Below are 1,088 nucleotides of genomic sequence, written 5' to 3'. Positions count from 1 at the left end.
GATATGTCTTCTCTATAAATATTCTAGATATTGCATACATTATATATCTTGAATATTTCTCAACGTCTTCAATATCTATTAAACTTAAATCTTCACCCTCCTCTTCTCTTAACTTATCTTCTGCATATTTTATAATTTTCTTACTATAATCTCTTAAAAACTTCTTAGTTATTGGAAATACTACAGTTAGTTTATCTATAGGTTTGTAGACTATATTCTTACTATCTTTTGGTGGTAATGTTAGATGTAGATAATCACCCTGTAGATCAAATATTATAACGCTAACATTCTCAATTTCATAAACTGATGATAGTGCAATATTCTTCAATAATACTGTCTTTCCACTACCTGTAGTACCTACAACGAGTATATGTTCATAGAGTGCATATTCAGGAATTTTAACATCAATATCAATTTCTCTACCACCAACAAATAGTTTACCTAGAAGTATACCATTTTCAGGTAGTCCTAATAGTCTAGCTATATATCTAGAATTTGGCTTGATTACAGGACTTGCTGGATCTATTGGAGTATATACTGTACTTGGATCACAATGATCAAAATTTTCACATTCAGTTATCAATTCAACTTTAACTTTTGCAGGAGTTAACAATCCTGAAATATCTCCTGGCTCTGCTATATCTAGAATATCAGGACTTGGCTTTACACCAGCTTCTGCAAGTATGTGTCTTCTCTCAATACCAACAACTCTACCAAGTATAAGTCTATGTCTTGTAGTTGTTATAATTCCAATAAAATCACCAATATTTAATTCATTATTTAGATATGAAATACCTGGAATTTCTATAGATATAAATCTCTTATCTATAGTAATCTCAACAGGTTCAACTCTAGTAACAAATCCTATAATATTTCCAAACTTTTCTGCAATTTCTTTAGCCTTCTCTAACCTAGTCTTAACATCTTTCTCAATATCTGCAATATGTTTAATATCGTACATATCTAATCACTATACTCTCTTCTAATACTAACATACTCTTCATAAGTATCATGTGTTATTGATATACCTCTAACTAAACTATAAATTACAGCCTGTCTATACAAGATTGCTGTAGACTTCTTAGCAA

Annotated in this window: 1 protein-coding gene; it reads right to left on the bottom strand. The window is 30.0% G+C overall.

Features of this window, described 5'->3' with window-relative positions; genetic code table 11:
* The coding region (locus AC3WVG_RS12210; protein WP_488798391.1) for a helicase HerA domain-containing protein at positions 1–961 on the bottom strand (961 nt) is incomplete at its 3' end.
* Between the last annotated feature and the right edge of the window lie 127 nt (positions 962–1,088).

The organism is Desulfovulcanus sp., assembly GCF_982781345.1.
Note: the sequence above shows the minus strand (reverse complement) of the source record. Positions and strands in the feature narration are given on the sequence as shown.